14 protein-coding genes are annotated in these 16,942 nt (G+C 50.8%); 8 read left to right on the top strand and 6 right to left on the bottom strand.

Going from position 1 to position 16,942, the window contains the following annotated elements; translation table 11 throughout:
* Positions 1 to 70: 70 nt before the first annotated feature.
* A complete protein-coding gene (gene ipdC / locus HV107_RS02365) occupies positions 71 to 1,729 on the top strand; it encodes an indolepyruvate decarboxylase (protein WP_182061922.1) in 1,659 nt (552 codons plus the stop codon).
* Here ipdC and HV107_RS02360 read toward each other — a convergent pair whose 3' ends face one another.
* Positions 1,730 to 2,965, bottom strand: a complete 1,236-nt coding sequence (locus HV107_RS02360) for an ion channel protein (protein ID WP_182061921.1) — start codon at positions 2,963 to 2,965, stop codon at positions 1,730 to 1,732.
* Positions 2,966 to 3,169: 204 nt separating this feature from the next.
* On the opposite strand from HV107_RS02360, the gene glk reads away from it, so the two are divergent.
* Entirely contained in the window at positions 3,170 to 4,135 is a 966-nt protein-coding gene (gene glk, locus HV107_RS02355) for a glucokinase (protein ID WP_182061920.1), read from the top strand.
* Positions 4,136 to 4,172: 37 nt separating this feature from the next.
* On the opposite strand, the gene HV107_RS02350 is transcribed toward glk, so the two are convergent.
* Positions 4,173 to 4,904, bottom strand: coding sequence for a LytTR family DNA-binding domain-containing protein (locus HV107_RS02350; protein WP_166716470.1), 732 nt, complete (start codon positions 4,902 to 4,904; stop codon positions 4,173 to 4,175).
* A gap of 13 nt (positions 4,905 to 4,917) precedes the next feature.
* Positions 4,918 to 6,615 (bottom strand): sensor histidine kinase, encoded by a 1,698-nt coding sequence (locus HV107_RS02345; RefSeq protein WP_182061919.1) that lies wholly within the window; start codon positions 6,613 to 6,615, stop codon positions 4,918 to 4,920.
* Positions 6,616 to 7,001: 386 nt separating this feature from the next.
* Here HV107_RS02345 and alaC point away from each other — a divergent pair, with 386 nt between their 5' ends.
* Positions 7,002 to 8,225 (top strand): alanine transaminase, encoded by a 1,224-nt coding sequence (gene alaC / locus HV107_RS02340; RefSeq protein WP_182061918.1) that lies wholly within the window; start codon positions 7,002 to 7,004, stop codon positions 8,223 to 8,225.
* Positions 8,226 to 8,289: 64 nt separating this feature from the next.
* Here the strand turns inward: alaC and ypdK are convergent, their stop codons facing one another.
* The 3 genes from ypdK to HV107_RS02325 form a co-directional block, all read right to left on the bottom strand.
* Positions 8,290 to 8,361, bottom strand: a complete 72-nt coding sequence (gene ypdK / locus HV107_RS02335) for a membrane protein YpdK (protein ID WP_099458937.1) — start codon at positions 8,359 to 8,361, stop codon at positions 8,290 to 8,292.
* Positions 8,362 to 8,701: 340 nt separating this feature from the next.
* Positions 8,702 to 9,622, bottom strand: coding sequence for a kdo(2)-lipid IV(A) palmitoleoyltransferase (gene lpxP / locus HV107_RS02330; RefSeq protein ID WP_182063443.1), 921 nt, complete (start codon positions 9,620 to 9,622; stop codon positions 8,702 to 8,704).
* A 308-nt stretch (positions 9,623 to 9,930) separates the two neighbouring features.
* Positions 9,931 to 10,407, bottom strand: a complete 477-nt coding sequence (locus HV107_RS02325; RefSeq protein WP_182061917.1) for a WbuC family cupin fold metalloprotein — start codon at positions 10,405 to 10,407, stop codon at positions 9,931 to 9,933.
* 93 nt (positions 10,408 to 10,500) lie between these two features.
* Between HV107_RS02325 and HV107_RS27495 the strand changes: the two genes are divergently transcribed.
* The 5 genes from HV107_RS27495 to HV107_RS02310 all read left to right on the top strand — a co-directional run bounded on the left by HV107_RS27495 (position 10,501) and on the right by HV107_RS02310 (position 16,800).
* Positions 10,501 to 10,710 carry an RNase A-like domain-containing protein gene (locus tag HV107_RS27495; protein WP_409050281.1) on the top strand — a complete coding sequence of 70 codons (210 nt, stop codon included), beginning with the start codon at positions 10,501 to 10,503 and terminating at the stop codon, positions 10,708 to 10,710.
* A 656-nt stretch (positions 10,711 to 11,366) separates the two neighbouring features.
* Entirely contained in the window at positions 11,367 to 11,696 is a 330-nt protein-coding gene (locus tag HV107_RS27190) for an HTH domain-containing protein (protein ID WP_259349676.1), read from the top strand.
* A gap of 73 nt (positions 11,697 to 11,769) precedes the next feature.
* Positions 11,770 to 11,913 (top strand): hypothetical protein, encoded by a 144-nt coding sequence (locus HV107_RS27185; protein WP_259349675.1) that lies wholly within the window; start codon positions 11,770 to 11,772, stop codon positions 11,911 to 11,913.
* Between the two features lie 251 nt (positions 11,914 to 12,164).
* A complete protein-coding gene (locus tag HV107_RS02315; RefSeq protein WP_182061916.1) occupies positions 12,165 to 13,580 on the top strand; it encodes a hypothetical protein in 1,416 nt (471 codons plus the stop codon).
* A gap of 10 nt (positions 13,581 to 13,590) precedes the next feature.
* Positions 13,591 to 16,800, top strand: coding sequence for a hypothetical protein (locus tag HV107_RS02310; protein ID WP_182061915.1), 3,210 nt, complete (start codon positions 13,591 to 13,593; stop codon positions 16,798 to 16,800).
* Positions 16,801 to 16,942 lie beyond the last annotated feature (142 nt).

Below are 16,942 nucleotides of genomic sequence, written 5' to 3'. Positions count from 1 at the left end.
TGCCAATTCTGGACAGCCATCACGCTTCTTTAATACTCAAAGTGAGGTCAACATAAGAAGGATACCTGTCATGCGTACCCCATACTGCGTCGCCGATTACCTGCTGGACCGTCTTACAGATTGTGGAGCCGATCATCTGTTTGGCGTGCCAGGCGACTATAATTTGCAGTTTCTCGACCACGTGATAGACAGCCCGGATATCTGTTGGGTGGGCTGTGCAAATGAGCTGAATGCATCTTACGCCGCTGACGGCTATGCCCGATGTAAGGGCTTTGCCGCGCTGCTGACGACGTTTGGCGTCGGCGAGTTAAGTGCCATGAACGGCATTGCTGGCAGCTTTGCTGAGTATGTTCCGGTGTTGCACATTGTGGGTGCGCCTGGCATGGCTTCTCAGCAACGAGGTGAGTTGTTACATCACACTCTGGGTGATGGAGACTTCCGTCATTTTTACCATATGAGTGAGCCTGTCACTGTCGCCCAGGCGATCCTTACCGAACAAAATGCCTGTTACGAAATAGACCGGGTACTCACCACGATGCTGCGTGAACGCCGTCCTGGCTATCTGATGTTACCCGCTGATGTGGCAAAAAAAGCGGCCACCCCGCCTGTAACCGCTCTCACTTTTAAGCCTGCTCATGCGGATAATGGCTGTCTTAAAGCATTTCGTGAGGCTGCCCAGAACCGGCTTGCCTGCAGCAAACGAACGGCTCTGCTGGCAGATTTTCTGGTCCTGCGCCACGGGCTGAAGCACTCGCTTCAGAAGTGGGTGAAAGAGGTACCGATGGCGCATGCAACCATGCTGATGGGTAAGGGGATTTTTGACGAGCGCCAGCCGGGCTTTTACGGTACGTACAGCGGGTCGGCAAGTGCTGATGCCGCGAAAGAGGCCATTGAAGGCGCGGATACGGTCTTGTGCATCGGCACGCGTTTTACCGATACGCTGACCGCCGGATTTACGCATCAGCTTACTCCGGCGCAAACCATCGAAGTTCAGCCTCATGCTTCACGCGTGGGGGATATCTGGTTTACTGGTATTCCGATGATCCAGGCGATAGAAACGCTGGCCGAGCTTTGCAAACAGCACATTACCGGGCCGGTTGCACCTGCTATTCATCATTCATTTTCACCGACGGCGCAGGGCAGTGAACTGACCCAGGAAAGTTTCTGGAGCACGCTGCAAACCTTTATCCGGCCCGGTGACATCATCCTGGCCGACCAGGGGACCTCTGCCTTTGGTGCATTCTCGTTGCGCTTACCTTCTGATGTGAATTTTATCGTTCAGCCACTCTGGGGATCGATTGGATACACGCTGGCCGCCGCATTTGGTGCTCAGACGGCTTGCCCTCAGCGCCGCGTGATTGTGCTTACGGGTGATGGCGCCGCACAACTGACCATTCAGGAGATGGGCTCTATGCTACGCGATAAACAGCGGCCCATCATTCTGGTGTTAAACAACGAAGGCTATACGGTGGAAAGGGCGATCCACGGGCCAGAGCAGCGGTACAACGATATTGCCTTGTGGAACTGGACGCAGATCCCGCAGGCACTCAGCCTGAATCCGCAGGCCGAGTGCTGGAGAGTGAGCGAGGTTGAACAACTGGCGGACGTGCTGGAAAAAGTGGCGCACCACGAGCGGCTTTCGCTGATTGAGGTCATGCTACCGAAAGCCGATATCCCGCCGCTGCTTGGTGCAATCACTAAGGCCCTGGAGGCGCGCAACAGAGCCTGATTATTTGTCGTTTCGCCAGGCCATCATCATCGGTTTGCCCGCCAGCAGGAGCCAGGCGGGCAACATCACAATACATAACAGCGGGATAAGCGTGGCGTCTGGCACCACCACGGCGGCCATAAACAGGCTGAGCCATGCATCGCGCGTCACAACCAGAACCAGCCCCAGAATAGAACACGACACCGTAATCGCTGCCGGAACAGCATCCACGTGCTCGTGCAGCATCAGCCCCAGCGCCACGCCGACAAATACCGCCGGGAAGATACGCCCGCCACGAAAACCGCACGCTGCCGCCACAACCAGCGCGGCCAGTTTCACCAGCGCAAACAGCAGATAATCTGACACGCTAAACACCTGACTGAAGGCCAGCTGCTGCATCTCATCCAGACCTTTAAACAGCGTTACCGGTCCGCCGATAGCGCCAAGAATGCCAAGAATAAGACCGCCGACACCCAGCATCAGCACCGGATGTTTAAGCTTATGCATCAGGCGATGCAGGCGTGGAAGGCACCACACTGCAACCATCCCCAGTGCAATGGCAATGGCAACCACGATGGCGCCACTGAAAATATCGGCAATCTGCATTTGCCCGTAGTGGGGCAACGAGAGTGAAAAATGCGGTTGGTAAAACAGGCTGGTGGTTAACGCGCCTGCGGCGGCGGCCATCAATGGGGCAAAGAGTCTGTCCCAGAGAGGCACATCGCTATTGCCACTGAGCGTCTGAGAGAAAATCAGCGCAGCGGCAACGGGAGTACCAAACAACGCGCCAATGGTGCCTGCGGAAGCAAGGATAGTCCAGTCCAGCGCGCCAACGCGAGGAAGGATACGCGAGCCAAGAAACACCGCCAGGGCGATATTCACCGCCATAATGGGATGTTCTGGCCCCAGGCTAACGCCGCCCGCAAGGCCAGTAATCAGCGCAATGAGCAGCCCCGGCAACGCCGATGGGTTGACGGGCGCGCTAATTAACGGCTCCAGAGCCGGGTCAGGCCCCGCATGACCCGGGCTAAACCGAATCACTAGGCCTACAGCAATACCGGTCAGCGTCAGCATCAATACTATCCACACGGGGGAGTCGATGTTGATGCCGAATTGTGCCGGGATAGTAGTCCATAACATCGTTTGCAGCACCGACGCGACCTTCATCACGACGATGAGCACAAGGCTTGAGGCAATACCAATGATGAGCGCCGGGATAGCCAATAGCAGCATGGTTCTGGCTCGCGGGTGGAGCATGATGATTTCCTTGTACAAAACGTATGGTGTTACTTTGCACAATCAACTTTGTGGCAATAGTGCAAAAGATGCTGAAACGGTAAAGTTATTCTGTGACGAAGATCGATAATCCTGGGGCGCCTGCCTTCAGGTCGTTGTTGTTATTCAGCCTTGAATTTACAGTGTCCCAAAGATTTATTCTGACTTTAGCGGAGCAGTAGAAGAATGACAAAGTATGCTTTAGTAGGTGATGTGGGTGGGACAAACGCACGTCTTGCACTCTGCGATGTAAACACCGGTGAGATTTCCCAGGCGAAGACCTATTCAGGGCTGGATTATCCAAGCCTTGAGGCCGTGGTACGCGTCTATCTTGATGAGCATAAGATAAGCGTTGAGGACGGTTGTATTGCCATTGCCTGCCCGATTACTGGCGACTGGGTGGCAATGACCAACCATACCTGGGCATTCTCTATCGCAGAAATGAAAAAGAACCTCGGTTTTTCACATCTTGAAATCATTAATGATTTCACTGCGGTTTCGATGGCGATCCCGATGTTAAAGCCAGAACACCTGATTCAGTTCGGTGGCACCGCCCCAGTCGAAGGTAAACCGATTGCTGTCTATGGCGCAGGAACCGGTCTGGGTGTGTCGCATCTGGTGCACGTTGATAAGCGCTGGGTCAGCCTGCCGGGCGAGGGTGGTCACGTTGATTTTGCGCCAAACAGCGAAGAAGAGGGCATTATTCTCGAAGAACTGCGTGCTGAGATTGGTCATGTGTCCGCTGAGCGTGTGCTTTCTGGTCCCGGGCTTGTGAATCTCTATCGTGCGATTGTGAAGTCTGACGGTCGTCTGCCTGAAAACCTGCAACCGAAAGATGTCACCGAACGCGCGCTGGCAGACACCTGCATCGACTGTCGTCGTGCGCTGTCGCTGTTCTGCGTCATCATGGGGCGTTTTGGTGGCAACCTGGCGCTGAATCTCAGCACCTTCGGCGGCGTGTACATTGCGGGCGGCATCGTGCCGCGCTTCCTCGATTTCTTTAAAGCCTCTGGCTTCCGCGGTGGGTTTGAAGACAAAGGTCGTTTCAGAAGCTACGTTCAGGACATTCCGGTGTACCTGATTGTGCACAATAACCCAGGCCTGCTGGGTTCTGGCGCGCATTTGCGTCAGGTTCTCGGCCAGGTGCTCTGAGTTGTGTTCCCCTCTCCGGCGGGAGAGGGGACAGCCCTTACAGGTGCATGAGCTGGCGAAACTCTTTCACTTTGCTGCGGCTCACCGGCACCTGAAAATCGAGATCTTTCAGACGCAAAATATAGGTGTTGTTAAACCAGGGTTCGATCTCGCGGATCTTATTTAAATTCACGCAAAACGAACGGTGGCAGCGGAAAAAGTGCGCGGCCGGCAGTTTGCTGCAAAACTCGGTGATGTTCATCGCCATCACGTACGATTCGCGCCGGGTATAGACAAACGTCATCTTCTCATGCGCTTCGGCATAGTAGATATCGTCTATCGGCGTCACGATTATCCGCTCATCCTTGACCAGATTAATGGTGTCATTTTCACGCGTTGCCGGGCTTGTGTTCACGGGTGCCGCCTGCTGCTGCCATGCTGCTTCCAGCTTTTGCAACATACTCACAATTCGTGACTCCTGGTAAGGTTTGAGAATGTAGTCAAACGCTTCCAGTTCAAAGGCTTCTACAGCGTGCTCTTTCCAGGCGGTGACAAACACAATAAACGGCTTATGGGCGAATTGATTGATGTTCTGCGCCAGCAACACGCCGTCCAGCGAAGGGATGTTGATATCCAGAAAAATCGCGTCGACCCGGTTGTGCTGCAAAAATTTCAGTACGTCGAGGCCATCTTCAAAGGTGCCCACGATCTCCATCTGGCTGTGGGTTTTAATCAGCCAGCTCAGCTCTTGTTGAGCCAGAAATTCATCTTCTACGATGATGACTTTCATGCGTTACTCCTGCCTACGGCAACAGGGATGTCGGCGCATGAACGGGTGAGCGTTCATTCGGGACGTAAAAAGCGATTTCAGTGCCAGGCTCAAGACGGTGAATGTGCAGCCCATCGCCATACAACAGTTTGACGCGGTGATGCACGTTCAGTAACCCAATCTTATTACCGGGCATTTCGTTGGACTTAACGCGCTCAATGACTTTGGGATCGATGCCGTGGCCGGTATCGCGAACCGAAATGCGGACGCGATTTCCGCTCTCGGCCACGCTAATTGTCACCACGCCTTTGCCTTTGCGCGGCTGGATACCGTGGACAATGGCGTTTTCGACCAGTGGCTGAATCAACAGGCTTGGGATCACACAGTTAACCTCTTCATCGATATCGTAGATGACCGTCAGCTTGTCACCAAAGCGTGCCTGCTCAATGGCGATGTAGTCTTTAATTTGATACAGCTCTTTTTTGATGTCTATCTGCTCATCGTCCTTCAGTTCGATGTTGTAGCGCAGATAGCGTGACAGATTGAAAATCAGCTGGCGCGCGGTGTCTGGATTCAGTCGGATGGACGAGGAAATTGCGTTCAGCGCGTTAAACAGGAAATGGGGATTAATTTTACTTTGCAGCGCGCGCAACTCTGCCTTATTTGCCATTTCGCGCAGTTGTTCGGCGCGAGAGACTTCAAGCTGGGTCGAAATGATTTGCGACAGGCCGATAGCCATTTCCTGAAGCGACGAGGTTATCTGGTGCGCATGACAGTAGTAAATTTTCAGCGTGCCGGTCACCACACCTTTCTCCCACAGCGGGATCACCAGCATGGAGTGAATTTCAGGGGTTCTGTAGGCTTCATCATTGTTTTTAATAATGATTTTCCCGTAATTAATCGCCTGTCGTGTGGTAGGACTAACGGTGTCATCGTTATCGCGATAGTTATGCTCGCCCACACCTACGTAGGCCAGCACATGATCGATATTGGTGATCGCAACGGCATCGGCGTGAATATCGCGGCGGATAATATCGCAGACCTGACGCAGTGACTCGGCATTGACATGGCGGAACAGTGGCAGCGTTTTGTTGGCAATATCGAGCGCCAGCTTAGCCTGGCGCGCCGCGCTGGCCTCTTTCTCACCTTCAACACTCTGCACCAGCAGCACGATAAAGCCGATGCAGACGCTTCCCAGAATCATCGGAATACCAATTTTCGAGACAATATCCAGCCCAAGATCCGTGGTGGGCGCCCAGGCCACCACCAGGATCATGGTCAGTGTTTCACACGCCATGCCGGCGATGATCCCTGCGCGCCAGTGCTGCTTTTTCGGTATTTTGCGGTTGATACAGCCGGAAAGCACCCCGGCGATAATACTGGTGATAAAGCAGGGAATGGCGGTGACGCCGCCAATATCAATCAGGTAACGATGTGTCCCTGCGATGAGGCCTGTGATAATCCCCACCCACGGGCCAAATAAGATCCCGCCGGACATGACGGCGATGATGCGCACGTTCACCAGTGAGCCTTCAACCGGGACGCCGGACCAGGTGCTGAACAGGGCGAACATCGAGAAGATGGCTGTGACGGCCAGCAGCTCTTTGGGCGAGTGGGCGGATTTATGTAAAAGCTCGCGGAACAGGCGAATGCGGATCAGGAAAAACAGGCAGATCAGCATTAATGCCGCGCGGTCAAAAACCGCCAGGAGCATATCGAATATTTCGTGCACGGGTGAACCTGGGAAATCGGGAAAAAGCTATGATAAAAAACCTGGCACCTAATGACCAGCTATCCATCTGCTTTATCAAATGAGGAAAAACCATAATTTCCAAAGGGGATTATGAGAGGGTTCCTGAATCGTGCCGGGTTTATCGCACGCGGCAGAGTTAAGGTAACGTATTTGATATCATTGTGTTAAATAACAGGTATTAAAAATGCGTATTTAGACTTTGCTGTTCCGCTTTTATGCGCAGCAGCATTCCCGTTTTAGCGCGAAATATTTTTTTTATTTTCCCTCTCGACAGCACGTTTTTTTTCAGGTTATTTTCTAAGCACGCCACATACGTGGCAGCGTCGCTCGGACGGTCCGGGCGCTAACGTGAATCTGAGGAACCTATGGCTGACTCCAGTCCTGAACGCCGTTTTACGCGTATCGATCGTTTACCCCCTTATGTTTTCAATATCACTGCTGAACTGAAAATGGCTGCGCGTCGGCGTGGCGAAGACATTATCGATTTCAGCATGGGTAATCCTGACGGCCCTACACCACCGCATATTGTCGAGAAATTATGTACGGTTGCCCAGCGTCCTGATACGCATGGCTACTCGACTTCCCGCGGTATTCCTCGTTTACGTCGTGCGATCTCCCGCTGGTATCAGGATCGCTATCAGGTCGATATCGATCCTGAAAGCGAAGCCATTGTGACCATCGGTTCAAAAGAGGGGCTGGCGCACCTGATGCTGGCAACGCTGGATCACGGTGATACCGTTCTGGTGCCAAATCCGAGCTATCCCATTCATATTTACGGGGCCGTGATTGCCGGCGCGCAGGTTCGCTCTGTGCCGCTGGTGGAAGGCGTAGACTTTTTCAATGAACTCGAACGCGCTATCCGCGAAAGCTACCCAAAACCGAAGATGATGATCCTCGGTTTCCCGTCAAACCCAACGGCGCAGTGCGTTGAACTTGAGTTCTTTGAGAAAGTGGTCGCCCTGGCAAAACGTTACGACGTGCTGGTGGTTCACGATTTAGCCTATGCCGATATTGTGTATGATGGCTGGAAAGCACCTTCAATTATGCAGGTGCCTGGTGCGCGCGATGTGGCAGTCGAGTTCTTCACTCTTTCCAAAAGCTACAATATGGCCGGCTGGCGTATTGGCTTTATGGTCGGTAACAAAACGCTGGTGAGTGCCCTGGCCCGCATTAAGAGCTACCACGACTACGGTACTTTTACCCCGTTGCAGGTGGCGGCAATTGCCGCGCTGGAAGGCGACCAGCAGTGTGTGAAAGACATTGCCGCGCAGTATAAACGCCGCCGCGATGTGCTGGTCAAAGGCCTGCATGAGGCGGGGTGGATGGTAGAAATGCCGAAGGCATCAATGTATGTCTGGGCGAAGATCCCTGAGCCGTATGCGGCGATGGGATCGCTGGAGTTTGCTAAAAAGATGCTACACGACGCGAAAGTCTGTGTTTCCCCGGGCGTCGGCTTTGGTGATTATGGTGATACCCACGTGCGTTTTGCACTGATCGAAAACAGCGATCGTATTCGCCAGGCGGTGAGAGGGATTAAGAGCATGTTCCGTGCTGATGGGCTGCTGACATCGAAGGGCGGCAGCGAGTAAGCCGCGTTGTCATGACATAAAAAAAGGAGCCAACGGCTCCTTTTTTTTGACTGCATTCACTTTGCTAGATCATGAGAGCAAAGGTTCCGGCCCAGACTAAAACAATCACCGAAATGCCCATAAAGAAATATTTCACGTTTCATCGCTCCGCGTATCTTATGGTACGCATTGAAAAACAGAGTCCACCTGATGTTAGAGAACTGAAATTGGGCTGCTCACAAAGCCGCTAACTTCAGCTCAGAATTCTGCGCCTTCCTGTTGCCAGACGGCGCTAATGTACGCCTAAATATGGGGGGTGACAAGAGGGGTTTTTTTAAATAATTTCCGACACTTACGAGTGTCGTGGAACGGCGACAGTTTGATTTCAACACGCAATAAATTCCCGTTGAGCGACGTAAGAAAAAAACAGTTACTCAGGGTAATTACAGGTGATTGAAAAGGTTAGTTTCTTAGCGAAACTAACCTTCAAAAAGGGCTTAGATATAGAGCGAAGATTCGCCAAGCGGGCGGGTTTTGAAGCGGCGGTGCATCCACAGATATTGCTCAGGCGCACGCATGATCTCTTTTTCGATCACTTTGTTGATAAACACAGCGGCTTCGCATTCGTTTTCCGGGTAGTTAGCCATTTCCGGGGAAATGTGCAGACGATAGCCCGACTTATCCGCTTTTCTCACCATCGTCACGGTTAACATGGCGGAGCCTGACAAACGTGAAATCACGAACGTACCGTTGGTGGTCGCTACGTTTTTAACCGCAAAGAATGGTGCAAAGCTGCTGCCTTTACGCCCGTAATCCTGATCGGGAGCAAACCAGACGGCTTCGCCTTTTTTCAGTGCGCCAACCATACCACGCAGGTTATTACGGCTGATCATCGCTTTGTTGGAACGCATACGCCCGCGAGTTTGTACCCACTCCATCAGCGGGTTGTTGTGCGGACGGTAGGTTGCCATCATCGGCTGGCAAAGACCCATTACGCGGCCACCCAACTCCAGTGACATAAAGTGCACACCAACCACCATTACGCCACGGTTCTGCGCCTGCGCGCGCTTCAGGTTTTCCAGACCTTCAACGTCAAACCATTTGCGGACACGCTCGTCGGGCCAGAACCAGGCCATACCCGTTTCGAGCAACGCCATACCAATGGATTTGAAGTTTTCGGAAATCAGTTTTTCGCGTTCGTGCGCATTGTACTGAGGGAAACACAGCTCAATATTTTTGCGGGCGATGGATTCACGGCGCTTAAGGAAGTGACGTGATGCGCTGCCCAGTTTCGAACCCAGTAAACGAAGTACCGGATAAGGAAGTTGAACCAACAGCCAGAGGACGCCAAGACCAAACCAGGTAAACCAGTAACGCGGGTGTAAAAACGCGCGTTCGAATTTGGATTGAGACAAAATAGTGAAACCTATGTGAAGCCAGTAAAGGTAGCGCAGACATCGCGATACGTCGTGCCTATAAGACCATATATTGAGGTGATGGTTGCAGGCTTTACCGATCTTTACGGCGTCACCTGTCCACTGCCGATGTTGGCTGGCGGCGTAATGTAGCACCCTTATACGATATGTGCTATTGATCGTTTTTGATTAAAAAAGCGGCAAATCTGGACGTGCTTGATTTGACTGGGCAAGGGGCGCATTTTTTGTTCATAAAATAGCCCGCAGTAACATAACTTTCAGATTCATGCGGGCTATTTCTTGTTGCGGGATTATTGGTTAAACGCGTTCGCACCGGGCTGTACGTGCTTATACCATTCCATCAGTTCCGCAGTTCCGGCTTCGCCTTCTGCGGGGGCCCAGGCGGCGAAATCCTCAGCGGCAACCGGCTGATAGCCACCGTGTTTGACTTCAAAGATCACTCCGCCATTATCCAGCGACAGCACTGCGTGCCAGGTACCGGCTTCCATCTCCAGTGCCATGCACTCTTCGCCTAAAACCACGCGGCGCGTGACGTTTCCGTTGTCGTCAAAATTCAGCACCACAAACCGCCCGCTGAGTGGAATCAGCAGCTCAAAGGTATGCGGGTGACGATGAGGACGCACGTAAGTGCCTGGCTCCATCGCAATGGCCAGACGCTGTACGGGGTCGCTCAGCTCCGGATGAAAATTGCGGTGGGCACGTAAGCGGGGGGAGTTTGCAGCCGCTTCACTTTGTTGCTTCAAATCGCTGACTGTGATTTGTTTCATTTAAGTCGCCTGAGGTGAGTTCAGTAACAGAGTCTGGAAAGTGCTGAAGAGTGTAAGTGAAGGGGATATTGGTGGGGAAGGTATTCCTGTCTAATTATCAAAACAAACTTTAAGTCTCTGGAGCAGTCAGAGATCCTGACGACAAGAACACTCAAGGCGCACAAGTATGAGATTGAGATGTGGGTCAAAAATGCCCCAAGAGGGATACCACTTCGGAAGAAAATTAACATGCAATTCAGGACACCAACAGGGATCGTAGTCAGACGAGGAAGTGTAATCGTGCCGAAATCTGGCTGGAAATGACAAACTATAATGGAAAACCTTATTTTATCCTGACATCAATTCCAATGGAATAAAACGATGGGTATGAACACGCTGCGGGTACTGGATAACCTTGTCGAAAACTACTTCGGGCAGGGTTACGACGTCATAGACGGCAGTAATGAAATCGGACCGATAATTGAGGCGTATACCTGACACTCCAGTAAAAGTATGCAAATTACTTTGTTTGAAGATATTGAGGAGTTTCTGGGTCAGGAGGAACAACTGGATGCCAGTTCATTTACCATTTTTAGCTGACCACGCTGACCCTTGGGACCAGGAATATCTACTATAAGCATAAATATATCAATCATTTGATGGCATTTGAGCGGCTGGCGTCATTCTTGCGACTCACGCATAATTTTCTGAGATTTACAGAACCAACAGCTCATTGCAACTGTAAAATTCATGAATAAAGGTGCAGGAAAATTCAGATACATAAATGATGTTAATTATAGCAATTAGCTTATGATTGAAATTTCAGATTACCCCGGCGTACTGACATTGCCTGTCAGTACGCCGGGGTAATCTGATAATCAAATTCAAGTTGGGATTTGATAATGGAAAATGCCTCACGCCATGAGCGTATTTCAAACCATATTTATATGATTTTACTGCAATTATTTTAGTCTGGCTGCGTGTCCCGCCGTGAACTGGCCAGCCGTTTTAATGTCAGTGAAAGAACCATTTATCGCGATTTAAATCGCATGGGCGCATTTCTCTCCTGCTCGCAAGACGGCATTTATCATATCTCCTTGCTGAATGAGGCAGAAGATAAACTGCCGTCATTAACCTGCTTAAGTGAAAAAACGGGGATGGGAGAATTACTGCCGCTACCTGCTGAATCGCTGAATTCGGATCTGCAAAAACGGATATATCCACGCTGGAAAAAGCCATTAAAGAGCGTCATGTCTGCATCATGCAATACAAGGATAAATCGAGGAAGGTGCATCCATACCGCTTTATGAATTTAAAAGGGGGGTATCTGACGGCAACGGATGCGGAGTTGATGATCAAAGCCTGGAAGGTCAGCGTAATTGAGTGGCTGGGTGTCAAAAAAACGCCTTCGACGCCGACAGTGATATTCATGACTATCTCAATAGTGAAGATGGCAGCTGGTTCAGCATGAACATAATAGAGGTGACCGTTGAAGTACTTCCTGATATCGCCCGCTATTTCGAATGACGCAGCATATTGCCGCAGCAAAAAATCATCAGCAAAACGCCAGAAGGGAAGTAAATCATGACGACGCGAATTGCCCATCGGGATAAGCTTTTTTCTACTTGCGGTTCTGGTTACCTGATGTGCGGATCGTATCACCCGTCGCTGAAGCTAGCGCATTTGTAGCGCAACTTTCTCAATATATCTCGCGACTTACTCAAGAAAATGACCCTATAACCGATAATACTTTTCAGGATAACGTTTGAGGATGCAGCATGACGAACGATCGCAAAAAGGCCATAACGCAGTCGATTAGCCTCTGTCCAATCTGGCCAATGCAGGCAGCAGAAAAGATTGGCCGCATGGTGGGTGAAATAAACCAGGCTAACTCTATTATGTCTACCATCTCGTCCACGATGCAAAACAACGCCATAAAAGGCGGTTTTGCTGCTGAGACCTGGCACGCAGAATCCTTCAACCTTGATGCCATTCTGCAAGATAAAGACATTTGCGCCTTTACTGACCAGTTTAAGAATTCCCCTCTGGTAAAAAATCATCAGGTGCATGACATCGTGGTGATGAAGGGTGATGAGCAGGTGCTGGGAGCGCAACTGAAATATTTTCAGAATGCCAATAAAACGCAGAACGCATTCCGTTCAACCAAAGATGGCGTGCATCAATATCAGCACAGTGATGTGTTTATCGGTCCGGCCGATCAAATTGAGGATATTAAAGCCTCCGCGCAGCGTACCGTACATAAAAATCAGCAAACGCGTCCCGAGGTTTCCAAAGCCGCGGCAAAAGTGCGTGATAACACTGCCGGATCCATTGAGGCGGAAGGGGTGAGTTCCACACCGCTCAGCAAACGCGATGCTGAGTCTGTGGGAGCCGGTACGCCAGCAGGGAAAGATCTGCATAAGAACATGCAGGATGGTTATCTCAATAAAGCGACCATCCAGCGAAGCGTGCGGGCGGCGGGATCGGCGGCGGTTATCACGACTGTTATTGCCGGAAGTATCAATACTTTCCAGTATATTCGGCAGGTAAAAAATGGCGAGATTACGGTTGAACAAGCCACTGTCCAGATCCTGCAAAACACGGTAATTGCCGCCGGGGACAGCGCCCTGAAAGCCGGGGTTGCCAGTGCCAGCGTCAGCATCGCTGCCCGCTCTATGCCCGGCCTGTTTGCCGGTACGGTTTTCAAACGCAGTATGGCGAACGGCGGTGTTGCCGGGGCGGCCGTTTGCGCCGTGGATGTGGTGCAAAACGTGGTGCTGTACGCGGCGGGGAAAATTAGTGCCCAGGAGCTAGAATCCAGGGTGGGTAAGAATCTGTTCCAGACCGGCGCGGGCGTCACGGGAGCCTCGGTAGGCGCGGCGGTGGGCGCACTCGGCGGGCCGGTGGGCGCGCTGGTAGGTAGTCTTATCGGCGGCGTGATTACAACGCTCGCCATGAATATCGCCATTGACAACCATATCGAGAGAAATTTCCAGCTTATCCTCGCCAACACCGAACAGGTGGTGAGCAGCGGCCTGGTGATGCACGATGCGCTCAATTATCTGCAGCAATCGCAAACCTATTACGCCGATTTCCATAAAGGGCTTTATCTCTCTGAAAAGCACTTCGCCAGTCAGATAAAAACCCTGCAAATGCAGAGCCTGCGTTTAAAAAATAAAATTAATAATCTGTAAGGAACAGAAAATGACCGACATGACAGCTGAGCTGCAACAACAGATTTTTCATCAACCCCTGGAAGGGGCTGAGTTGGAGGCAGTAAACCACCTGGTCAGACAACACACTGCTAATGCGGCGCTTACGCAACAACTGGCGCTGGACGCCTCAAAGCTGATTTCCACCAGTCAGGATCGGCTGCAAAATCAGGCGAGCAGCGGGTTTTTCAAACGTTTTGCCGGCGCGATTACCGGCAAGAACAGTGAAAATCAGTTACAAAATCAGTCTGATGCGTTGCAAATGCAGAAGTTTGCCTGGCATTATCTGATGCAATTGCAGCAGCAGAATTTACTCAATTCTCAGAGCATTGCCATTATTCGTAATAACCTGGGAACGATGAACGAATTTATTATTGAAACCCGGGATTTCCTTGAGCAGGCAATTGATAAAATTAATCGCCGACTGGTACATGTGGAAAATAACACTCGCTTTAATAACTGGTCATTAGATATCGAAGCGAATAAACGACGCTATAAATCTTATCCAGGCACTATTTTGGTATTAAGCCTGACCTATGATTTTATGCGTCGACACAAAGATGCTGAACTGGCGACAGCGGATATCAATTACCTGATCGTGACACTGGAAAAACTCGGCATCAACTGCGATGAAGAAGTACGTCTGCTGGATTTTATTATTGAGCTTATCGACCAGATCGAGATTGCCGGTATTGATCGCTACCGCTCGCTGATTGAAATTTCGCTGGATGAGCATCTGATTGATTCTCATTTTATCCAGACCAATATCTCCGGGATCGGGTTTAACGCCCTCTATTTCCTTTCTGATCAATATGAAAAGATAGTTTCACTGATTGATGATGATGTGTTGTGCAATAGTGATGAAGCACGCGAAAAACTGATTTCCAGGCTGTTTGGCGAAACCTTTGCTGGCTTATCAACCATCTACAGTATCCGCGATCTGATTAGCGAAGTGATCGGCGGTAGTCTGGTGACTATCGATATTTATAAAGATATTAACGGGTTAAATGCCGCTGCAATTGAGGCTCCGCAAGATGACGCCGCTGAGGCGTTAACGCTGGTTTCTGAGCTGCCCGATATCCGCCAGCACAGTTTTCTGGATACCACAGAGAGCGAAGAGAAAAAACACATTTATCTGTTGCTGCTGGCGCTAAGCATTGAGAATTCAGCATCGCTGAGTATGCAAGGAGCTGAGTTTCTGGCGCTGCTCGGCGAGAAAGCGGGCTGCCCGGCAGTGGCTGAAGAAATCGCCAGCCTGGCCGATAGCGCGTACAAATACCAGCAATATCAGCCGGAGATGCTGTCACTGCTGAGTGATGATAACGCACGTTACAGCTGGCTTTTCGACGTCTTTTTCCTGCTGGCGCTCTGCGGCAAGACCATTGAAAACCCGCAGGTGATGCGCCTGCTTGGCGTTCTGAAACCTGCGCAGTTTAAAGATAATTTCGCTGCTATGCTAACGCTGATCCGCGAAAGTGACGAAACGCAGTTACTTGCCAGCGCAGTGAAATTAAACGCGCTGACGCAGGGGTGGAAAAACATCGTCCGCTACCGCGAACTGCAATTTAAAGAGTATTTTTCCGCCGCGATTAAACAGCTTTACGCCGCCGACCATGCCGCAACGATGCTGGGCTTTGAGCTGATGAAAATTACCAACAAAGCATCCGACGTGAGCTTCTTTATGGGCTCATTTGAAGGTGACAGCTTCCTCGGCAAAATGGGATCGGCGGTCGGTAGCTCGGCTTACACGCTGGGACGCAAATCCTGTCTTTCTGGTCTTAATGATTTCCGTAAAAAAGCCAGCGAGTTTATCTCGGCGAACGGTTCAGCGCTGAGTACCGGCAACGCAATGACCTCGCGCTGGGGTTTGCCGACGTTTGACTATGACGGGTACATCAGTTATTCCGATTATGAACTGGATAATTCCGCCGAAAACGAAGAGTGGTACGATCAATTCAACGAATATCAGAACCAAATTGACAGCGTGTTAACCGCCTTTTCCAGGGCTTGTTCCGATGCAGCTGAGCAACTGGAACTCTTTGCCCGAGGTGATTTTGATAGTTCGGTTATTCGTATTAAAAAGCAAAAACACGCTGACTGGTTGCAGCAGCAGGAACAGGAAAAACGTAATAAGCAGTCGGTTACTGTGATTAAAGCGGGACGGGAGTACAAACTTAGCATTGACTGGCAGGAGGTGGAAAACCCGCCCTGCGATCCGGAAAATATCCGTCATATCAAAACCGACGGCAAAGTGTGGTTAATCGTTGATAACGACGAATGTTTCTACCGAAGCGAGGATCGGCTGAACTGGCAGAGCGTGAACCCCGTTGCATCAGATGAAAGATGCTATGTAAGTAAAATAATTATTGTTGAAGGTGTGTGGGTGATGTTCGGCGGCTCCGGCGAGGGTTTCCTCTATTCCCGCGAAGCGCTTAACTGGCAAAAAAGCCAGTTCCCGGATTTTCCCAACGCCTGGGACTACAGCGCCACCGAGGATCTGGTCTATTTTAATCATCGCTGGTTGTGGCGTTTTAAAGAGCGCAAAGAGTATCAGTATAAGGATGAGGGCTTTTTCTTCGACTCAACGAAAACCTCGACCTATGATAAACCGCTGATTTTCTGCGCCGACAATCCGGGCGCAGCATGGCAACGCTATGACGAGTCACCGAACTACAGTGAAGGTATCGAGATAGAAAACCTTTGCGCGCTGCCGGGCGTGGATTGTCTACTGGCATTCAGCAAATACGACAGCTACTACACCTCAGTGAAAAAGCGCCCCAAATCAGAACCGATGATCGAATACCATGTGCCCGGTAAAAACTGGCGTAGCTGCACCTGGAATAGCGAGAAAGAGTTCTACAGCGACGTTCGGGTAACACGAATGAATGACACGCTGATGTGTTTCTACTCCTGCTATCTGCTGACGTCCGTTAAAGGCTACGAGTGGAAACGGCATGACAACGAAATGCGCGTCTCTGATTGTTTCCACCTTGATGGGATCAGCCTGTTCCCATCAAGCAATAACCGACAGGTTATCTACCTGAGCAATAACGGTACGGATTTCAAAGAACTGATGATGGAAGAGGGAAGCTGGCAGTATCTCGCAGCCAACGAACAGGGGTTATTGAGTGTCTATTCACCGAACTCTCACGAAACACTCCTTCGATTAGGGACGTATATTTGGGCGAATCAGGTGAAGTAACTTAGTCTCGCAACCTTGATCAAATCTCATTATTTGCCCGTTACTCAAGGTATAACGGGCATGATTGAGTGAATCGCCACGGTTTTAACAGACACCTCAAAGTCATTTAAAATGGGTTAAAGAGAGGTGCTTATGAGCAGTA

This window comes from Enterobacter sp. RHBSTW-00175 (assembly GCF_013927005.1).
Classification (GTDB): domain Bacteria; phylum Pseudomonadota; class Gammaproteobacteria; order Enterobacterales; family Enterobacteriaceae; genus Enterobacter.
The sequence above is the reverse complement of the archived record's forward strand: the minus strand, read 5'-3'. Positions and strand labels throughout refer to the sequence as shown.

Excerpts from the sequence above, each read along its gene's own strand:
- glk (WP_182061920.1), top strand. The coding sequence starts at position 3,170 with ATGACAAAGTATGCTTTAGTAGGTGATGTGGGTGGGACAAACGCACGT.
- HV107_RS02310 (WP_182061915.1), top strand. The coding sequence starts at position 13,591 with ATGACCGACATGACAGCTGAGCTGCAACAACAGATTTTTCATCAACCC.
- HV107_RS02350 (WP_166716470.1), bottom strand. The coding sequence starts at position 4,904 with ATGAAAGTCATCATCGTAGAAGATGAATTTCTGGCTCAACAAGAGCTG.
- HV107_RS02360 (WP_182061921.1), bottom strand. The coding sequence starts at position 2,965 with ATGCTCCACCCGCGAGCCAGAACCATGCTGCTATTGGCTATCCCGGCG.
- ipdC (WP_182061922.1), top strand. The coding sequence starts at position 71 with ATGCGTACCCCATACTGCGTCGCCGATTACCTGCTGGACCGTCTTACA.
- alaC (WP_182061918.1), top strand. The coding sequence starts at position 7,002 with ATGGCTGACTCCAGTCCTGAACGCCGTTTTACGCGTATCGATCGTTTA.
- HV107_RS02325 (WP_182061917.1), bottom strand. The coding sequence starts at position 10,407 with ATGAAACAAATCACAGTCAGCGATTTGAAGCAACAAAGTGAAGCGGCT.
- HV107_RS02315 (WP_182061916.1), top strand. The coding sequence starts at position 12,165 with ATGACGAACGATCGCAAAAAGGCCATAACGCAGTCGATTAGCCTCTGT.